Annotated in this window: 18 protein-coding genes; 5 read left to right on the top strand and 13 right to left on the bottom strand. The window is 72.8% G+C overall.

Going from position 1 to position 17,408, the window contains the following annotated elements:
- Nucleotides 1-7: 7 nt before the first annotated feature.
- The 9 genes from GQF42_RS24855 to GQF42_RS24815 all read right to left on the bottom strand — a co-directional run bounded on the left by GQF42_RS24855 (nt 8) and on the right by GQF42_RS24815 (nt 7,877).
- The gene (locus GQF42_RS24855; RefSeq protein WP_158923395.1) at nt 8-541 is read right to left on the bottom strand and encodes an amino-acid N-acetyltransferase; all 534 of its coding nucleotides are present in this window, start codon (nt 539-541) and stop codon (nt 8-10) included.
- 9 nt (nt 542-550) lie between these two features.
- Nucleotides 551-994 carry a BlaI/MecI/CopY family transcriptional regulator gene (locus GQF42_RS24850; RefSeq protein ID WP_233273453.1) on the bottom strand — a complete coding sequence of 148 codons (444 nt, stop codon included), beginning with the start codon at nt 992-994 and terminating at the stop codon, nt 551-553.
- Between the two features lie 207 nt (nt 995-1,201).
- A complete protein-coding gene (locus tag GQF42_RS24845) occupies nt 1,202-1,381 on the bottom strand; it encodes a hypothetical protein (RefSeq protein ID WP_158923391.1) in 180 nt (59 codons plus the stop codon).
- A 168-nt stretch (nt 1,382-1,549) separates the two neighbouring features.
- Complete coding sequence (locus tag GQF42_RS24840) at nt 1,550-2,197, bottom strand: hypothetical protein (RefSeq protein ID WP_158930545.1); 648 nt, start codon at nt 2,195-2,197, stop codon at nt 1,550-1,552.
- 222 nt (nt 2,198-2,419) lie between these two features.
- Complete coding sequence (locus tag GQF42_RS24835; protein WP_067046540.1) at nt 2,420-3,217, bottom strand: type III pantothenate kinase; 798 nt, start codon at nt 3,215-3,217, stop codon at nt 2,420-2,422.
- A gap of 5 nt (nt 3,218-3,222) precedes the next feature.
- Complete coding sequence (gene nadC / locus GQF42_RS24830) at nt 3,223-4,200, bottom strand: carboxylating nicotinate-nucleotide diphosphorylase (RefSeq protein WP_158923389.1); 978 nt, start codon at nt 4,198-4,200, stop codon at nt 3,223-3,225.
- Between the two features lie 37 nt (nt 4,201-4,237).
- Nucleotides 4,238-5,935 (bottom strand): L-aspartate oxidase, encoded by a 1,698-nt coding sequence (locus GQF42_RS24825; RefSeq protein WP_158923387.1) that lies wholly within the window; start codon nt 5,933-5,935, stop codon nt 4,238-4,240.
- Nucleotides 5,932-6,933, bottom strand: a complete 1,002-nt coding sequence (panC, locus tag GQF42_RS24820; protein WP_158923385.1) for a pantoate--beta-alanine ligase — start codon at nt 6,931-6,933, stop codon at nt 5,932-5,934. Before panC ends, GQF42_RS24825 begins: the two co-directional genes overlap by 4 nt.
- Complete coding sequence (locus GQF42_RS24815; protein ID WP_158923383.1) at nt 6,933-7,877, bottom strand: Rossmann-like and DUF2520 domain-containing protein; 945 nt, start codon at nt 7,875-7,877, stop codon at nt 6,933-6,935. Before GQF42_RS24815 ends, panC begins: the two co-directional genes overlap by 1 nt.
- Before the next feature lie 196 nt (nt 7,878-8,073).
- Here GQF42_RS24815 and GQF42_RS24810 point away from each other — a divergent pair, with 196 nt between their 5' ends.
- Nucleotides 8,074-9,231 carry a threonine aldolase family protein gene (locus GQF42_RS24810; RefSeq protein WP_199272783.1) on the top strand — a complete coding sequence of 386 codons (1,158 nt, stop codon included), beginning with the start codon at nt 8,074-8,076 and terminating at the stop codon, nt 9,229-9,231.
- Here the strand turns inward: GQF42_RS24810 and GQF42_RS24805 are convergent, their stop codons facing one another.
- On the bottom strand, nt 9,232-9,438 hold the full coding sequence (locus GQF42_RS24805; protein WP_158923381.1) for a hypothetical protein: 207 nt from the start codon (nt 9,436-9,438) through the stop codon (nt 9,232-9,234).
- Between the two features lie 184 nt (nt 9,439-9,622).
- Here GQF42_RS24805 and GQF42_RS24800 point away from each other — a divergent pair, with 184 nt between their 5' ends.
- On the top strand, nt 9,623-10,726 hold the full coding sequence (locus GQF42_RS24800) for a DUF5937 family protein (protein WP_158923379.1): 1,104 nt from the start codon (nt 9,623-9,625) through the stop codon (nt 10,724-10,726).
- A gap of 33 nt (nt 10,727-10,759) precedes the next feature.
- Here the strand turns inward: GQF42_RS24800 and GQF42_RS24795 are convergent, their stop codons facing one another.
- On the bottom strand, nt 10,760-11,431 hold the full coding sequence (locus GQF42_RS24795; protein ID WP_158923377.1) for a response regulator transcription factor: 672 nt from the start codon (nt 11,429-11,431) through the stop codon (nt 10,760-10,762).
- Nucleotides 11,432-11,508: 77 nt separating this feature from the next.
- Nucleotides 11,509-12,714, bottom strand: coding sequence for a sensor histidine kinase (locus GQF42_RS24790; protein ID WP_158923375.1), 1,206 nt, complete (start codon nt 12,712-12,714; stop codon nt 11,509-11,511).
- A 238-nt stretch (nt 12,715-12,952) separates the two neighbouring features.
- Here GQF42_RS24790 and GQF42_RS24785 point away from each other — a divergent pair, with 238 nt between their 5' ends.
- On the top strand, nt 12,953-14,128 hold the full coding sequence (locus GQF42_RS24785) for an SAM-dependent methyltransferase (protein ID WP_158930541.1): 1,176 nt from the start codon (nt 12,953-12,955) through the stop codon (nt 14,126-14,128).
- Nucleotides 14,129-14,220: 92 nt separating this feature from the next.
- Here the strand turns inward: GQF42_RS24785 and GQF42_RS24780 are convergent, their stop codons facing one another.
- A complete protein-coding gene (locus GQF42_RS24780; protein WP_158923373.1) occupies nt 14,221-15,372 on the bottom strand; it encodes an NADH-quinone oxidoreductase subunit D in 1,152 nt (383 codons plus the stop codon).
- Nucleotides 15,373-15,403: 31 nt separating this feature from the next.
- Between GQF42_RS24780 and GQF42_RS24775 the strand changes: the two genes are divergently transcribed.
- Nucleotides 15,404-15,916, top strand: a complete 513-nt coding sequence (locus GQF42_RS24775) for a PH domain-containing protein (RefSeq protein ID WP_158923371.1) — start codon at nt 15,404-15,406, stop codon at nt 15,914-15,916.
- A 167-nt stretch (nt 15,917-16,083) separates the two neighbouring features.
- Nucleotides 16,084-17,373: a PH domain-containing protein gene (locus GQF42_RS24770; RefSeq protein WP_158930539.1), complete on the top strand. Its 1,290-nt coding sequence runs from the start codon at nt 16,084-16,086 to the stop codon at nt 17,371-17,373.
- Nucleotides 17,374-17,408 lie beyond the last annotated feature (35 nt).

The raw sequence follows: 17,408 nt of genomic DNA, 5'->3' as shown, positions 1-17,408 counted from the left end.
ATGACGATCACAGATGCAGAAGCATCCGGCTGTTGCCCAAGGTGTTCGGTTTCACTCGTTCGAGACCGAGGAACTCCGCGACACCCTCGTCATAGGAACGCAACAGCTCCGCGTAGACATCGGTGTCGACGGGCGTCTCCCCGATCTCCACGAAGCCGTGCTTCGCGAAGAAGTCGACTTCGAAGGTCAGGCAGAAAACGCGGCGTACCCCGAGCCAGCGTGCCGTCTCGAGCAACTTCTCCAGCAACTGATGGCCGACACCGGCGCCCTTGAGGCCGGGCTTCACCGCCAGAGTGCGGACTTCCGCAAGGTCCTCCCACATGACATGCAGCGCACCGCAGCCGACCACCTCGGCGTTGTCGTCGCGTTCCGCGACCCAGAACTCCTGGATGTCCTCGTAAAGCATGACCGTGGCTTTGTCGAGCAGGATGCGGTCACGCACGTAGGCGTCGAGGAGGTGTCGTACGGCCGGGACGTCGCTGGTCCGAGCCCGCCGGACGGTGATGGCTTTTGCGGAGACTTCGAGGTGCTCTGCTGACATGAGCGGACGCTATCGCCCGAGCGCACCCTCTGCCGAGCCGGGGTTCTCCTCTTGCCGGGGTTCGGCGGCTTCCTGTTGCGCGGGTTCCTGTTGCCGGGGTTCGCGGGCTTCGGGGGCTTCCCGGGTTTCCGGCCCCTGGACGATGCGTACGGCATCCCTCAGGGCCTGGCGCTGTTCGTCGCTCATCATCCCGAAGAAGGCGACGAGAGCGGCAGCCGGGTTGTCACTCTGCGACCACGCGTCGTTCATCAGGGCGGCGGCGTACGCGGCGCGCGTCGAGACGGCCTCATATCGATAGGCCCGCCCTTCCGCCTCACGGCGCACCCAGCCCTTCTGATGGAGATTGTCCAAAACGGTCATCACGGTGGTGTACGCGATCGAGCGTTCCTGCTGGAGGTCTTCAAGGACTTCTCGAACGGTCACCGGGCGGTTCCACTTCCACACCCGCGTCATGACCGCGTCTTCGAGTTCTCCCAATGGGCGAGGCACAGCTCAGAACAATAGTGGGAGATCCCGGCAATGGCGTGCCGGACGTGCACCAACTCTACGAATGGGAACAAAAAGGGCGCACGACTCGAAGTCGCACCGGGATGCGGGAGTCGTACGCCGAGGGAAGTCGAAGGCCGGGCCGGCCACGGGGGCGCCCGGGCGGGCGTCGGATCAGGCGTCGCCGCCGGCGGAGGCCTGCCGCGCACCCTCCGCGCGCGCGAGGGCGGCGTCGACGGCCGCGTCCTCCTTGGCCTTGGCGGCCCCGCCCTGGGTCTTCACGATCACCCTGACCACACCGATGAAGAACACGGCCATCACGGCCGGAGGCACGAGCGCGGAGACGTAGTCCATGGATCCAGGGTAGCCACGCGGGAACGGGCGAAAGGGGCGGGGTGCGCGAACCACCCGTTCGGCCTCCTCACCTGCACAGACACAGCCCGCGCCATCGGTGTCCGAGAGCGGGGGCCGCCGGGTTCGGTACGGGTGGCGCGGGCCGGGGCCGAGCGGTGGCTGCCGGGGTCAGCCCGCGGCCAGCTGGCGGGACTCGGCGGTGTCGGCCGGAGGCGTCGGTTTGCGGCGCGGGAAGACCTCGCCCGGCGTCGGAATGGGCCGCTTGGGTGCCGCCGGTTCGGGCGCGGGGCGCTCCGCGGGGGCCGGTCCGGGCTTCTGTGCGGGCTTCTCCGCCGGTTTCGACGGCTCCTCGGCCTCCTGGGCCCCGGACTCGCCCGCGCCGCCGGGAAGGGCCAGCAGGCGCGTGCGCGAGGGCGGTACGGCGGGCGCCGGCACAGCCCTGCCGCCCTGCGCGAACCGGGCCCGTACGTCCCGCTCGGCCAGCGCCTGGCAGCGGTCCAGCAGCGCGGCCGCCACGGGGTTGCCGCGCAGTGCCCGCAGCGCGGCGAGGTCGTCCGCCGTCGGCCGGTGCCCGGTGGCCAGCGCCTCCTCCAGGAGAGTGAGATAGCCGGCGGCCGTACCGGGGAGAGCGGCCCGGTACCGACCGAGGTCGGCCACCAGGAACGCGCGCAGTCTCGCCCCCTCGCACATCGCCTCGTCGAGCGACTCGGCGAGCCGGAAACAGTCCTGGACGTCTCCGGCGGAGGCGGGACCGGAGTGAAGGGCGAGGGCGAGGGCGCGGCGGAGCACACGCAGCTCCTCCACGCCGAACGCCATGCCGCCGCGGGATCCATATGGCGTGGGCATGCGGCGACGCTACCGCTAATCGGACAAAAGTGACGGAACGGAATGATGTGTCGCCGCGTGTCGCTCCCGGTTTCCCTCGACCGGGGCCACGGGCACGCACGCGTTAAGCCGGAACGGCGCAGCGGGAAAAGCGGTCCGGGAAAACCGGCGTACCGGCAGGGCACCGGTCGGCCGGTCGGCCGGTCGGTCAGCTCACAGACGCGACACATTCCGTTCGTACACCAGGCGCAGTCCGATCAACGTCAGCCACGGCTGGTGCTCGTCGATCGCCGAGGACTCCCCCAGCACCATCGGCGCGAGCCCGCCCGTGGCGATCACGGTCACGTCGTCCGGGTCGTCGGCCAGTTCCCGGGCCATCCGCTCGACCACCCCGTCGACCTGCCCGGCGAAGCCGTACACGATGCCCGCCTGCATGGCTTCGACGGTGTTCTTGCCGATCACGCTGCGCGGCCGGGCCACCTCGATCTTGCGCAGCTGCGCGCCCTTGACGCCGAGCGCCTCCACGGAGATCTCGATGCCGGGGGCGATGACACCGCCGACGTACTCCCCGCGCGCGGAGACCGCGTCGAACGTCGTCGCGGTACCGAAGTCGACGACGATCGCCGGGCCGCCGTACAGCTCCACGGCCGCGACCGCGTTGATGATCCGGTCGGCGCCGACCTCCTTGGGGTTGTCGGTGAGGATCGGCACGCCCGTCTTCACGCCCGGTTCGACCAGCACCGCGGGCACGTCGCCGTAGTACCTGCGGGTGACCTCGCGCAGTTCGTGCAGTACCGAGGGGACGGTCGCGCAGATCGCGATGCCGTCGATGCCGTCGCCCAGCTCGTCGCCGAGCAGCGGGTGCATGCCCATCAGGCCCTGGAGCAGCACGGCCAGCTCGTCCGCCGTGCGGCGCGCGTCCGTGGAGATGCGCCAGTGTTCGACGATGTCCTCGCCGTCGAACAGGCCGAGGACGGTGTGCGTGTTGCCGACGTCGATCGTGAGCAGCATGGCCGTTACTCCGCCTCGCGCAGGTCCAGGCCGATGTCGAGGATCGGCGAGGAGTGGGTGAGGGCGCCGACCGCAAGGAAGTCCACCCCGGTGTCGGCGTACGCGCGCGCGTTGCCGAGCGTCAGCCGGCCGGAGGCCTCCAGCAGGGCCCGGCCGCCGACGATGCCGACGGCCTCCGCGCACTCGCCGGGCGTGAAGTTGTCCAGCAGGATCAGGTCGGCGCCCGCCTCGACGACCTCGCGCAGCTGGTGCAGCGTGTCGACCTCGACCTCGATCGGCACCTCCGGGAAGGCCTCCCGTACGGCCTTGAAGGCCTGCGCGACACCACCGGCGGCGACCACGTGGTTGTCCTTCACGAGGGCCGCGTCCGACAGCGACATGCGGTGGTTGACGCCCCCGCCGCAGCGGACGGCGAACTTCTCCAGCGAACGCAGGCCGGGCGTCGTCTTCCGGGTGTCACGGACCTTGGTCCTGGTGCCCTCCAGGGCGTCCACCCACGCGCGCGTGGCGGTCGCGATGCCCGACAGGCGGCACAGGATGTTCAGCGCGCTGCGCTCGGCGGTGAGCAGGTCACGCGTTCGCGTGGTGACCGACAGCAGCTTCTGCCCGGCCTCGATCCGGTCGCCGTCCTCGACGTGCCGCTCGACCTCGAACTCGTCGGTGCAGACCACGGACAGGACGGCCTCGGCGACCCTGAGGCCCGCCACGACGCCCGCCTCGCGCGCGGTGAAGTCGCCGGTGGCGGTGGCGTCCTCGGCGATGGTCGAGACGGTCGTCACGTCCACCCCGCCGTCCAGGTCCTCCTGGATGGCGACGTTGGCGACGTCCTCGACCTCGATCGGGTCGAGTCCGGCGGCGGCCAGCAGCTCGGCGAGCGCGGGGTCGAGCCCGCACTCCAGGTATTCCTGGTCGCCCTCGGCGCCGCAGGCGCAGTCGTCGCCGCAGCCGCCGGCGGAGGCGAGGGGAAGGTCGTCGGTGCTCACGTCTGTCACTGCTCCTGAAGCGCTGGGTTCGCTGGTGTTACCGGGTCGGGGGGAAGTCTGCGGTGTCGGTGGTGCGTACGGCCAGCGTCCGGTCCGGGCTCAGCCGTACGACGATGTGCCGCCGCCACGCGTTGTCGTCGCGCTCGGCACGGTCCTCGCGCCAGTGGCAGCCGCGGGTCTCCTCGCGCAGCCGGGCGGCGGCGACCAGGACGCGGGCGACGCACAGCAGGTTGGTGGCCTCCCAGGTGTCGACACCTGGCTCGGCGGTCTTGCCGTTCTCCTCGAGAGCACCGCGGGCGTCCGTGTGCAGCTGCTGGAGCTGAGCGGCGGCCCGCGCGAGGGACTCCTCGGAGCGCAGCACACCGGCGCCCTCGGTCATGATCCGCTGGATGCCGAAGCGGGTCTCGGGGGCGAGCAGCGGGTGCGCGGGCTTGTCCGGGTGCGGGACCGGTGCGGGCACGCGCGCGTGGAGGCCGTTCGCCGCGTGGACGGCGGTGATGTCGGCGGCGATCCGCTCGGCGTACACGAGGCCTTCGAGCAGGGAGTTGGAGGCGAGCCGGTTCGCGCCGTGCACGCCGGTGCAGGCGACCTCACCGCACGCGTACAGGCCGGGCACGGTCGTCCGCCCCTGCGCGTCGGTGCGCACGCCTCCGGAGGCGTAGTGGGCGGCCGGGGCGATCGGGATGGGCTCGGTGAGCGGATCGATCCCGTTGGCGCGGCAGGCGGCCAGGATGGTCGGGAAACGGTGCTCCCACATCTCGGCGCCGAAGTGCCGGGCGTCGAGGTACATGTGCTCGGCGCCCTGCTCCAGCATCCGGCGCAGGATGCCCTTGGCGACGATGTCCCGGGGCGCCAGCTCGGCCAGTTCGTGCTGGCCCACCATGAAGCGCACGCCGTCGGCGTCGACCAGGTGGGCACCCTCGCCGCGCACCGCCTCGGAGACGAGCGGCTGCTGCCCCTCCGCATCCGGGCCGAGGAACAGCACGGTCGGGTGGAACTGCACGAACTCCAGGTCGGAGACCTCCGCACCGGCGCGCAGCGCCAGCGCCACGCCGTCGCCGGTCGACACGGACGGGTTGGTGGTCGCGGAGAACACCTGGCCCATGCCGCCGGTCGCGAGGACCACCGCGGGGGCGTGCACGGCGCCCACGCCGTCGTGCTGGCCCTCGCCCATCACGTGCAGCGTGACACCGGCCGTACGGCCCTCGGTGTCGGTCAGCAGGTCCAGTACGAGCGCGTTCTCGATCGTGCGCACCCCACGCGCGTGCACGGCCTCCACGAGCGCCCGGGAGACCTCCGCGCCGGTGGCGTCGCCGCCCGCGTGCGCGATCCGGCGCCTGTGGTGGCCGCCCTCGCGGGTGAGGTGGATGTCGCCCTCGTCGTCGGTGTCGAAGTGCGCGCCGGTGGAGATCAGCCGCCGTACGGCGTCGGGGCCCTCGGTGACGAGGATCCGTACGGCCTCCTCGTCGCACAGGCCCGCGCCGGCCACCAGGGTGTCGTCGAGGTGCTGCTCGGGGGTGTCGCCCTCGCCGAGGGCGGCGGCGATCCCGCCCTGCGCCCAGCGCGTGGAGCCGTCGTCCAGGCGGGCCTTGGTGACGACGACCGTGGTGAGACCGGCCGCCTCGCAGCGCAGGGCCGCGGTCAGGCCGGCCACGCCGGAGCCGACGACGACCACGTCCGCGGAGATGCTCCACCCGGGGGCGGGCGCATGCAGTCGTATGCCTGTGCTGGTCACGAGGCGGCTCCGAGGGTTCCGAAGGTGAGGGGCAGGTTGTCGATCAGCCGGGTCGCGCCGACCCGGGCGGCGACGGCGAGGACGGCCTCGCCGGTGAAGTCGTCACCGATCTCGGTGAAGTCGGCGGGGTCGACCAGGGCGAGGTAGTCCAGCCGGAGCGGCGGGACGAAGCGGGCGGCCTCGTCCAGGATCTGGCGGGCCGCCGCGCGGACCGTGGCCGGACCGCCGGGCGCGGCGGTGGCGACGGCGTGCGCGTCGGCCGCCGCGCGGGACTCCCCTATGGCGCTCAGCGCCTCGGCACGCGCGTGCGTGGAGGGCACTTCGCGGGCCCGCGCGCGCAGCGCCTCCTGCGCGGCGTGCCGGTCGCGGCCCGCGAACAGCGCCCGGGACAGCGCGAGCGCGGTGCCGCGCTCCTCGGGCGAGAGGTAGCGGTTGCGGCTGGACAGGGCGAGCCCGTCCGCCTCGCGCACCGTCGGTACGGCGACGATCTCGACGCCGAAGTTCAGGTCCCGCACCATGCGCCGGATCAGGGCCAGCTGCTGGGCGTCCTTCTGCCCGAACAGGGCGGCGTCGGGGCGGGTCAGGTGCAGCAGCTTGGCGACGACGGTGAGCATGCCGTCGAAGTGGCCGGGCCGCGAGGCGCCCTCCAGGCGTTCGCCCATGGGGCCGGCGGTGATGCGCACCTGGGGTTCGCCGCCCGGGTAGACCTCGTCCACGGAGGGCGCGAAGACGGCGTCCGCGCCGGACTGCTCGGCGAGCTTCAGGTCGGCCTCGAGGGTGCGCGGGTAGCGGTCGAGGTCCTCGCCCGCGCCGAACTGCAACGGGTTGACGAAGACGGTGACGACCACCTCGCCGTCCGGCCCGGCCAGCTCCCGCGCGGCGCGGATCAGGGTGGCGTGGCCCTCGTGCAGGGCGCCCATGGTCATCACGACGGCGCGGCGGCCGGCGCGCACGCGCGCGTGCAGCTCTTCGGCGGTGCTCAGCAGGGCGGTGGTCATCAGGCGTTCCCCTCGGTGCCGTTGGTGCCGGTGATGCCGGTGGAACCGTCGGCCAGCACGCCGAGCAGGTCCTCGGCGAGTTCCGGCTTCAGCAGGCCGTGGGCCAGGGCCCGGTCGGCGGTGGCACGGGCCATCGCGAGGTAGCCCGCAACGGTCTGCGGGGCGTGCCTGCGCAACACGGTGACGTGCGCGGCGACGGTCCCGGCGTCCCCGCGCGCGACAGGCCCGGTGAGCGCCATGTCGCCGGAGCGCAGCGCGTTGTCCAGGGCGGCACCGAGCAGCGGGCCGAGCATCCGGTCGGGCGCCGCCACACCGGCCGTGCGCAGCAGCTCCATGGACTGGGCCACCAGGGTCACCAGGTGGTTGGCGCCCAGCGCGAGGGCCGCGTGGTACAGCGGGCGGTTCTGCTCGCTGATCCACTCCGGTTCGCCGCCCATCTCGATGACCAGGGCCTCGGCGGCCAGCCGCAGCTCCTCGGGCGCGGTGACGCCGAAGGAGCAGCCGGCCAGGCGCTGGACGTCCACCGGGGTGCCGGTGAACGTCATCGCCGGGTGCAGGGCCAACGGCAGCGCGCCCGCGCGCAGGGCGGGGTCGAGGACGCCCACGCCGTACCGCCCGGAGGTGTGCACGAGCAGCTGTCCCGGCCGTACGGCGCCGGTCTCGGCGAGGCCGGCGACCAGCCCGGGCAGGGCGTCGTCGGGGACGGTGAGCAGCACCAGGTCGGCACGCTCGAGGACCTCGGCGGGCGGCACCACGGGCACGTCGGGGAGCAGGGTCTCGGCGCGCCTGCGGGAGGCTTCCGAGACACCGGAGACGGCCACCGGACGGTGTCCGGCGAGCTGGAGGGACGCGGCCAGCGCCGGGCCCACGCGGCCGGCGCCGACGACACCGACGGTGAGCCGCGCGGGGCGGTCCTTGAGATCTGGCTGGTGGACTGTACTCACGCGACGGCGGCCTTCCCGTTCCAGTCCGCTCTGGGTACCGGACGATGTACCGAACGATTTCTCGTCATGTTAACGCTATCGGGTTCGGGGGCGGCCGGTTGTCCACAGGCTGTGGGTTTCACCACGCCGTCGCAACGGCCTCGCGGTGAGGAATTCCCGGTACCGGGCGCGGCCCGGGCGCGGCATGATCCCCGGCATGAGCGATACGGCTGAGCAGGACCAGAGGCGGGCGCGGTACGAACGGCGGGTGGCCGCCTCCAGACAGGCACGGCTCGTGCTGCGGCGCACCGATCACGAGGGCACGATCCGGGAACGCCTGGACTGGCTGACGCGGACGGCACCCGAGGTCTACGACCTCGACGAACGGGCCGACATGTACGGCGACCGGATCGTGGCCACCCTGGAGGAGCGGGTCGCCGGCCTGCTCGGCACGGAGGCCGCCGCCTTCTTCCCGACCGGCACGATGGCCCAGCAGGTGGCCCTGCGCTGCTGGGCCGCCCGCACCGGCGACCCCACGGTCGCGCTGCATGGCCTCGCCCACCCCGAAGTGCACGAACGGAACGCGTTCAGCCAGGTCAGCGCGTTGCGCCCGGTGCGCGTGACCAACGAACCCCGGCTGCCCACGGCCGCCGAGATACGCGACTTCGAAGAGCCTTTCGGCGCGCTGATGCTGGAACTGCCCCTCAGGGACGCCGGTTACGTGCTGCCCACCTGGGAGGAGCTGACCGAAGTCGTCGAGGCCGCGCGGGAGCGCGACGCGGTGGTGCACTTCGACGGCGCGCGCCTGTGGGAGTGCACCGCGCACTTCGGCCGCCCCCTGGACGAGATCGCTGCACTCGCCGACACCGTCTACGTGTCGTTCTACAAGTCCCTGGGCGGTTTCGGCGGCGCCGCGCTGGCGGGCCCCAAGACGCTCGTCGAAGAGGCGAAGACCTGGCGGCACCGGTACGGCGGAATGGTCTTCCAGCAGTTCCCGACCGTCCTTGCGGCGCTCGCGGGGCTCGAGACGGAGCTGCCCCGGCTGCCCGACTACGTGCGACACGCGCGCGTGGTGGCCGCCGCGCTGCGGGAGGGGTTCGCCGAGGCCGGGGTGGCGTGGGCCCGCGTGCACCCCGCGCAGCCGCACACCCACGAGTTCCAGGTCTGGCTGCCGTACGACCCCGACGTGGTGGCCGAAGCGGCGGTGCGGCAGGCGGAGGAGACCTCGGTCCTGCTGTTCTCACGGGCCTGGGACCGCGGTGGACCGGACCTCGCGTACACGGAGGTCACGGTCGGCGCGGCGGGCCTGGAGTGGACGGCGGACGACGTACGGGCGGCCGTGGCCGACTTCGTCGCCCGCCTGCCCGCACGGTGATCACAGCGCGCGCGGGCGCAGCCACCGGCGCAGGGCGTAGCGCACGCGTCCCCGCGCCGGGCGCTCGGCGATGACCGCGCCGAAGCGCCGGTAGTCGCGCAGTTCGCGCGCCACCCGGAGGTCGTGGCGCCCGGGCGCGGGCGGCTCGGGCTCGCCGAGCACCCGCGCGCGGTGGCTGTCGAGGAGGTACTGCTGAGTGATGCTCATGGCGGATCGCCTTCACGGACGTTCTCGGGACGTGGACTGGTCACCGACCGCTCGGTGACCGCTCGGGCTCCGCGGCTGCCCCGGTGTCCCCAGCCTGCTCGGGACCGGTGCGGATGTCCCGTGGATTGACGACAGCCGTCAATCCACGGGGTCACTGTCAGTGGCGGGGTGCACGATGGAGGGCATGAGCGTGACCATCGACATCACCGGACTGCCCCTGGAGCGGGTCTGCGTCGCGCCCTCTCCGCTGGCGGAGCTGGGAATGGCGCTGCACGCCCTCAGCGAGCCCGGCCACCATCCCGATCTGCAGGGCTGGGCGACCGCCGTCTCGTCCCGGCTGGACCCCCGGCTGGCCGACCGCCTGTGCGAGGCGGACTTCCTGTGGCGTACGACGTTCTCGGACGTCTTCGCCCCGTTCGCGGGCATCCCCGGCCGTCGCACCCCGCCCGGCGCCACGCTCGCCGAGGAGCTGGACCTGCTGGACAAGCTGACGGACGAACAGTTCGTCAACGCCGCGCTGGAGTTCACCTGCCAGCTGCGCTACGACGTCCAGGAACCCTCCCTGCTGGACGACCCGGAGATGCGCCGCCGCGCGCTGGAGCTGGCCGCCGCACGCGGGGCCGTACAGGAGCAGTTCGCGCGCCGGCTGCTGGAGGACCCGCCGGTCGTCCGCGCCTGGTTCCGGCAACTGATGCTCGACTGCGACGAGGCCTTCTTCGCCGACACCTGGGCCCGTATCCAGCCCCAGCTCGCCGCCGACGCCCGGCACAAGACCGAGCTGCTGCGCCGCAAGGGCCTCGGCGAAGCCCTCGCGTCCCTCTCCGAGGCCATCTCGCTGGACGAGCAGGCCGCGCTCATCACGGTCGACAAGCTCTCGGTGGGCCGCACCGCCACGGGCGACGGCTCCCTGGTCCTGGTGCCGACCAGCCTCGGCTGGCCGCATGTCCTGGTGCTGCACCGGTTCGGCTGGCAGCCCTCGATCACCTACCCGGCGACCGGCTCCCGCCCGCAGGCCCCCTCGGTCGAGCAGCTCACGCGCCGCATGGAGGCGCTGGCCCACCCGGTGCGGATGCGGCTGTGCCGGCATCTCGCGCGCGCCCCGCACACCACGGGCGAACTGGCCGACGCACACGGCATGTCGGCCCCCGAGATATCCCGGCACCTAGCGGTGCTGAAGAAGGCGGGCCTGATCACCGACTGCCGCCGTGGCCGGTACATCCAGCACCAGCTGGACCTGTCCGCGGTGGCCCGGCTGGGCAGCGACTTCATCGAGGGCGTCCTGCGCTGAACCGCCGCCGGTACGGCACCCGTACGGACGCCGTCAGCCGTGCCCGCCCGCGCGCACCAGGCCGGTCTCGTACGCCAGCACCACCACCTGCACCCGGTCGCGCAGCCCGAGCTTGGTCAGGATGCGGCCCACATGGGTCTTCACCGTGGCCTCGCTCAGCACCAGCCGGGCGGCGATCTCCCCGTTGGACAGGCCCTGCGCGACCAGCACCATGACCTCCCGCTCCCGGTCGGTGAGCCGCTCCAGCTCCTTGTGCTGCGGTTCCTTGCCGCTGGAGGGCAGCATCGGCGCGAAGCGGTCCAGCAGCCGCCGGGTGGTGGAGGGTGCCACGACGGCGTCACCGCTGTGCACGGACCGGATCGCGGCCAGCAGTTCGCCGGGCGGCACGTCCTTGAGCATGAACCCGGAGGCGCCTGCCTTCAGCCCGGAGAAGGCGTACTCGTCCAGGTCGAACGTGGTCAGGATCAGCACCTTGGGCGCGTCCGGCTCCGCGCAGATCCGCCGGGTGGCCTCCACCCCGTCCAGCTTGGGCATGCGCACGTCCATCAGGACGACGTCGACGGGGGTGGCGCGCACCACTTGCAGGGCCTCGACTCCGTCACCCGCCTCCGCGACGACCTCCATGTCCGGCTGGGCTGCGAGCACCATCCGGAACCCGGTGCGCAGCAGCACCTGGTCGTCGACGAGCATCACGCGGATCGTCATCGGGTCTCTTTCCTTCGGGGCGGCGGGACGAACGGGGCAAGGGGCTTACAGGTGTCAATCAGGGGCGCGCGAGTGCGTCAATGCGCCGGTTTGAGCGGGAGCAGGACGCTGATGCGGAATCCTCCGCCCGGGCGCGGACCCGCGTCCAGGGTGCCGCCGACCATGCCGACCCGCTCGCGCATGCCGATCAGCCCGTGTCCCTGGCCGTCGGCGCCGCCCTCCTCGTACAGCTCGTGCGGGGCGCCCTTGCCGTCGTCCTCGACCAGCAGGCCGAGCCCGTCGTCGAAGTACACCAGCCGCACGCTCGCACCCGCGTTGGGGCCGCCGTGCTTACGGGTGTTGGTCAGCGCCTCCTGCACGATCCGGTAGGCGGTCAGCTCCACGCCGCTCGGCAGCGGGCGCGGGGTGCCCTCGACCTTGAAGTCGACCGGGAGCCCGGAACTGCGGCACTGCTCGACCAGCTCGTCGATCTGCCCGACGTCGGGCTGCGGGACGTACTCCCCGCCCTCCTGGTGCTCCCCGGTGCGCAGCACACCCAGCAGGCGGCGCATCTCGGCGAGGGCCTGCCGGCCGGTGGAGGAGATCGTCTCCAGGGCCTTCTTGGCCTGGTCGGGGGCCGCGTCCAGGACGTATGCGGCACCGTCGGCCTGCACCACCATCACCGACACGTTGTGTGCGACGACGTCGTGCAGCTCGCGCGCGATGCGGGCGCGCTCGGCTGCGACCGCGACCTTCGCCTGCGCCTCACGCTCCTTCTCCAGGCGGGCCGCGCGCTCCTCCAGCTGGGCGAAGTAGGCACGCCGTGTACGCATGGAGTCACCGAGCACCCAGGCGAGCGCGAAGGGCACCGTCTGGAAGACCACGATGGCGATCTGCCCGACGAAGCCGGAGTGCTCGGCCGGCCAGCGGATCTGTGCGAGGGCCGCCGCGGCGAAGCTGACGGCCAGCGCGAGCCGCGAGGCCCAGCGGGCTCCGACCGCCGCGACGGTGTACGTGATCACCAGCATCGCGAAGTCGGCCAGGGTCGTCCCGACGTCCAGGACCAGCTGAGCCAGCCCGGTCGCGCACGCGACCAGCAGCATCGGCTCCGGGTAGCGGCGGCGCAGCGCGACGACGACGGACAGGACGACGGACACGGTCATCGCCGCCGCGACCGACCCCTGCCGACCTGGCGCCCCGTGCAGATTTGCCACACTCACGCCGGACAACCCGAGCAGGGCGGCAGCCCAGAAGCTGTCGACCCAGGTCGGGTGGCGGCGGAGAAAGTCGTAGAGGCGCTGCACGTAACCCAGAGTAGGGAAACGAGATGCGTGCAGGAGTCAACCGGAGGGCCGATCCGGGCTCGGCGCGCATACTCCGCAAGGTGGAGGAAGTGATCATCTGTGCGCCTAGTCTGTTGCGGTGACGGATGAGACGGCGCGGGAAGCGGAACCGGACCCCGGCGACGGCGACTGCGACTGCGACTGCAGCCAGGACCGTCGGCGCGACCGGCACGGCTGGCGTGCCGCGACCGAGGAGGCGCTGTACGGGCCCGGCGGTTTCTACCGGCGCCCGGAAGGCCCGGTCGGCCACTTCCGCACGTCCGTACATGCCTCCCCACTGTTCGCTCGGGCCGTGGCCCGGCTGCTGTGCCGGGTGGACGAGGCGCTCGGCCGGCCCCCGGCGCTCGACTTCGTCGACATGGGGGCGGGACGGGGCGAGCTGGTCACCGGGGTGCTCGCGGCCCTGCCGACCGACGTGGCGGCCCGCGCGCGCGGGTACGCCGTCGAGCTGGCCGACCGCCCCGCCGGCCTGGACGCGCGCATCTCCTGGCTGGACGCACCCCCGGCCGCCGTCACCGGGCTGCTGTTCGCCAACGAGTGGCTGGACAACGTGCCCGTGGACGTCGCCGAGGTCGACCCCGCGGGCGTGCCCCGGCTGGTGCTAGTCGAGCGGGACGGCACCGAGCGGCTCGGGGAGGCCGTGACCGGCCCGGACGCGGACTGGCTCACCCGCTGGTGGCCGCTGCCCGCCGAGGAGGGCCTGCGCGCGGAGATCGGGCTGCCCCGGGATCTGGCGTGGGCGTCCGTGGTGGGCCGGGTGGTGCGCGGGCTCGCGGTGGCGGTGGACTACGCGCACACCATCGACACGCGCCCCCCGTTCGGGACGCTCACCGGCTTTCGCGAGGGGCGCGGGACGGAGCCCGTGCCGGACGGGTCGTGCGACATCACGGCGCATGTCGCACTGGACGCGTGCGCGGCAGCGGCAGCGGCAGGAGCGGGCGCCCTGAGCCCGCCCCACAGCGCGGTAGGCGCGCCATGGGGCACGCCGTGCGAGCCCGCCGACGCGGCCCGCACGACCACGGATGCGGCGCACGCGAACCGAGACACCACGCGCACGCCCTCCGACGTACCCTCTGCGCCCCGCACGCCCCCGAACACTGCGCGCACACCCCATGGGACGGCGCAGGAGCCCTCCAGCCCGGCGCGCACGCTGCCCCCTGCACGCCTGCTCACGCAACGCGCTGCCTTGCGTGCCCTCGACATCACCGGCGCGCGCCCTCCGCTCGCGCTGGCCTCCACAGACCCTTCCGCCTATGTCCGCGCCCTCGCGAGCGCCGGGGAGGCCGGCGAACTCACCGCCCGGGGCGGCCTCGGTGACTTCGGCTGGCTGGTCCAGCCGGTCGGCATCCCGGACCCGCTGGATGCGGGCCCTTAGCGTGCGGGCTCCCTGCCGGCCCCTCGGACTTCCTGCCGAACGCCTCGTTGCCGCTACCCGTCGCCGCTACCCGTCGCCGCTACTTGTCGCCGCTACTTGTCGATGTCCCCGACCACGAAGAACATCGACCCGAGGATCGCCACCATGTCCGCCACCAGCGTCCCGGGCAGCAGTTCGGTCAGCGCCTGGATGTTGTTGTAGGACGCCGAGCGCAGCTTGAGCCGGTACGGCGTCTTCTCGCCCTTGCTGACCAGGTAGTAACCGTTGATGCCGAGAGGATTCTCGGTCCACGCGTAGGTGTGCCCCTCGGGCGCCTTCAGCACCTTCGGCAGCCGCTGGTTGATCGGTCCCGGCGGCAGTTCGGCGAGCCGGTCCAGACAGGCGTCGGCGAGGTCGAGCGCGTTGTGGGTCTGCTCCAGGAGCACCTCGAAGCGGGCGAGGCAGTCGCCCTCGCGCCGGGTGGCGACCTTCAGCGTGTCCTGAAGATCTCCGTACGCCAGATAGGGCTCGTCGCGGCGCAGGTCGAAGTCGACGCCCGAGGCGCGCGCGATGGGTCCGCTCACGCCGTAGGCGTGCACGGTCTGCGGCGTCATCGCCCCCACCGCGCGCGTACGGCCGCGGAAGATCTCGTTGCCGAGCACCAGGTCGTCGAAGACGTCCATGCGAGAGCGCACGGCGGCGACGGCGGCACGCGCGCGCGTGGCCCAGCCGGCCGGCAGGTCCTCCTTGAGGCCGCCGACACGGTTGAACATGTAGTGCATGCGCCCGCCGGAGACCTCCTCCATCACGTTCTGGAGCACCTCGCGCTCGCGGAACGCGTAGAACACCGGAGTGATGCCGCCCAGCTCCAGCGGGTAGGAGCCGAGGAACATCAGGTGGTTCAGCACCCGGTTCAGCTCGGCGAGCAGCGTGCGCGTCCACACCGCCCGCTCGGGCACCTCCATGCCGAGCATCCGCTCCACGGCGAGGACCACACCCAGCTCGTTCGAGAACGCCGACAGCCAGTCGTGGCGGTTGGCGAGCACGATGATCTGGCGGTAGTCGCGCGCCTCGAAGAGCTTCTCGGCGCCGCGGTGCATATAGCCGATCACCGGCTCCGCACGCACGATGCGCTCCCCGTCCAGCACGAGCCTGAGCCGCAGCACGCCGTGCGTGGACGGGTGCTGGGGCCCGATGTTGAGCACCATGTCGGTGCTCTCCGCGGCGCCGCCGATCCCGACCGTGGTCTGGGTCGTAGGAGTCATGGCCCCAGTTTCCCCTACGTACCCTGGCCCCATGGAAACGGGGAGCCCGCGCGAGGCGGGAATGGCGGGGACACCGGGCGACGAGACGGTCTGGCGCGCGCTGCCGCCGGGTCTGCTGCGGATGCGGCGGCTGCTGCTCGTGCTGTGGACGGCGGCGCTCGCGCTCGCCGCGGGCCTGCTGCCCGGCCTGCTCGCGGGGCCCGCATGGGCCGCCTTCGCACTGCTGCCCGTGGCGTGCGCCGCATGGTGCTGGAGGCTGCTGGGCCGCAACTGGCGTTCCTGGCGGTACGCCGAGCGCGCCGACGACCTGCTGATCAGCCGCGGTGTGCTGTGGCGCGAGGAGACGGTGGTGCCCTACGGGCGGATGCAGCTGGTGGAGGTCACCTCCGGTCCGGTGGAGCGGCGCTTCGGGCTGGCCACCGTGCAGCTGCACACGGCGGCCGCCGCGACCGACGCCACCATCCCCGGCCTCGACCCCACCGAGGCGGAGCGGCTGCGCGACCGGCTCACCGAGCTGGGCGAGGCCCGATCGGCGGGCCTGTGACGACCCCGGACCACGGCGACGGCATAGCAGCCACCAACGCCGCGCACGCCGCACAGACCGAAGACGCCGCACACGCCGTGGCTGCCGCACACACCGTGGCTGCCGCAGACGCCAATGGGGGCGGGAAAGGGCCGGTCGGCGCGCAGGACACCGAAGGGCGCGTGCCCATGGCCGAGCGCCGGCTGCACCCGGTCACGCCCTTCCGCCGGGCGTGGGCACCGGTCGCCGTACTCGTCGGCTGGGCGGCACACGACCCGAACGGCGCGCAGGAGCAGCTGACGCGGCTGACCGACACCATGCTCCTGCTGGGGCTCGCGGTCCTGGTGCCGACGGCAGGCCTGTACGGCTTCCTGTCCTGGTGGTTCACGCACTTCGCGGTCACCGACTCCGAACTGCGCATCCGTACCGGCCTGTTGTTCCGGCGCACCGCTCACATCCGGCTGGAGCGCATCCAGGCAGTGGATGTCTCCCGTCCCCTCCTCGCGCGCGTGGCGGGCGTCGCAAAGCTGCGGATCGACGTCGTCGGCGCCGAGAAGAAGGACGAACTGGCCTTCCTCGGCGAGCAGGAGGCGCGCGCCCTGCGCGCGGAGCTGCTCGCGCGCGCGGCGGGTTTCGCACCCGAGACGGCGCATGAAGTCGGCGAGGCGCCGGCACACGAGCTGCTGCGCGTGCCCCCGCGCGCGCTCGCGCTCTCCCTGGCGCTGACGGCCGCCACCTGGGCCTCGCTGGGCGCGGCGCTCGTCGTGCCGACCGTGCTGTGGCTCACCACCCACAACCCGTGGACCGTCCTCGCGACCGCCCTGCCGTTGCTCGGCGGGGCCGGCGCGAGCAGCGCGCGGCGGTTCGTCGCCGAGTTCGACTGGAAGGTGGGCGAGTCCCCGGACGGGCTGCGCATCGACCACGGGCTGCTCGACCGCACGCACGAGACGGTGCCGCCCGGCCGGGTACAGACCGTGCGGATCGTCGAGCCGCTGCTGTGGCGGCGGCTCGGCTGGGTGCGGGTGGAACTGGAGGTGGCCGGATCCTCCAACTCGGTGCTGATACCCGTCGCCCCGCGCGCGGTCGCCGAGTCGGTCCTCGCGCGCGTGCTGCCGGGTGTGACGGTGCCTCAGGAACTGTCGCGACCGCCGCGGCGGGCCCGGTGGTGCGTACCGCTGTGGTGGCGCGGCCACCGCCTCGCGGTCACCGGCACGGTGTTCGCCGCCCGGCACGGACTGCTGCGCCACAACCTCTCGCTCGTGCCGCACGCCAAGGTGCAGAGCGTGCGGCTCACCCAGGGCCCCTGGCAGCGCCTCTGGCGGCTTGCCGACGTCCATGTGGACAACGGGGCCGGAAAGACCGTGACGGCCCGCCTGCGGGACGCCGAGGAAGCCCTACGGCTCCTGCGCGACCAGGCCGAGAGGTCCCGTACCGGACGCCGGGACGCCCGCCCGGACCGCTGGATGACGTCCGGATGACACGGGGCCCGGCTCCCCTCGGGGAAGCCGGGCCC

This window comes from Streptomyces broussonetiae (assembly GCF_009796285.1).
Lineage (GTDB): Bacteria > Actinomycetota > Actinomycetes > Streptomycetales > Streptomycetaceae > Streptomyces > Streptomyces broussonetiae.
Note: the sequence above shows the minus strand (reverse complement) of the source record. Positions and strands in the feature narration are given on the sequence as shown.

Bases quoted from the DNA above. Each gene is read 5' to 3' on its own strand.
- GQF42_RS24855 (WP_158923395.1), bottom strand. From the start codon at position 541: ATGTCAGCAGAGCACCTCGAAGTCTCCGCAAAAGCCATCACCGTCCGG.
- GQF42_RS24850 (WP_233273453.1), bottom strand. From the start codon at position 994: ATGACGCGGGTGTGGAAGTGGAACCGCCCGGTGACCGTTCGAGAAGTC.
- GQF42_RS24845 (WP_158923391.1), bottom strand. From the start codon at position 1,381: ATGGACTACGTCTCCGCGCTCGTGCCTCCGGCCGTGATGGCCGTGTTC.
- GQF42_RS24840 (WP_158930545.1), bottom strand. From the start codon at position 2,197: ATGGCGTTCGGCGTGGAGGAGCTGCGTGTGCTCCGCCGCGCCCTCGCC.
- GQF42_RS24835 (WP_067046540.1), bottom strand. From the start codon at position 3,217: ATGCTGCTCACGATCGACGTCGGCAACACGCACACCGTCCTCGGCCTG.
- panC (WP_158923385.1), bottom strand. From the start codon at position 6,933: ATGACCACCGCCCTGCTGAGCACCGCCGAAGAGCTGCACGCGCGCGTG.
- GQF42_RS24810 (WP_199272783.1), top strand. From the start codon at position 8,074: ATGAGCGATACGGCTGAGCAGGACCAGAGGCGGGCGCGGTACGAACGG.
- GQF42_RS24805 (WP_158923381.1), bottom strand. From the start codon at position 9,438: ATGAGCATCACTCAGCAGTACCTCCTCGACAGCCACCGCGCGCGGGTG.
- GQF42_RS24800 (WP_158923379.1), top strand. From the start codon at position 9,623: ATGAGCGTGACCATCGACATCACCGGACTGCCCCTGGAGCGGGTCTGC.
- GQF42_RS24795 (WP_158923377.1), bottom strand. From the start codon at position 11,431: ATGACGATCCGCGTGATGCTCGTCGACGACCAGGTGCTGCTGCGCACC.
- GQF42_RS24780 (WP_158923373.1), bottom strand. From the start codon at position 15,372: ATGACTCCTACGACCCAGACCACGGTCGGGATCGGCGGCGCCGCGGAG.
- GQF42_RS24775 (WP_158923371.1), top strand. From the start codon at position 15,404: ATGGAAACGGGGAGCCCGCGCGAGGCGGGAATGGCGGGGACACCGGGC.
- GQF42_RS24770 (WP_158930539.1), top strand. From the start codon at position 16,084: ATGGCCGAGCGCCGGCTGCACCCGGTCACGCCCTTCCGCCGGGCGTGG.